The following is a 245-nucleotide window of genomic DNA, read 5'->3' as shown; positions in this document are numbered from 1 at the left end:
CAGCGTGGCGGAAAGCGACAGGCCCAGCACTTCGCGGCTCTTGCGCGGATCGATAATGCCGTCATCCCAAAGCCGCGCCGAGGCATAGAGCGGGTGGCTCTGGCGCTCGAACATCTCCAGCGTCGGGCGCTTGAATTCCGCTTCCTCCTCCGCCGACCATGTGCCGCCGGTGCGCTCGATCCCGTCGCGCCTGACGGTTGCCAGCACGCCAGCCGCCTGTTCGCCGCCCATCACCGCGATACGGC

At 68.2% G+C, this 245-nt stretch carries 1 protein-coding gene; it reads right to left on the bottom strand.

All coding sequences use genetic code 11. The features are described 5' to 3' along the window. Positions 1-245 (bottom strand): carboxyl transferase domain-containing protein (locus R0J92_RS25700; protein ID WP_411053772.1); only part of this gene is annotated, 245 nt, incomplete at both ends.

Source organism: Tritonibacter sp. SIMBA_163 (assembly GCF_046535935.1).
GTDB classification, from domain to species: domain Bacteria; phylum Pseudomonadota; class Alphaproteobacteria; order Rhodobacterales; family Rhodobacteraceae; genus Epibacterium; species Epibacterium scottomollicae.
The sequence above is the reverse complement of the archived record's forward strand: the minus strand, read 5'-3'. Positions and strand labels throughout refer to the sequence as shown.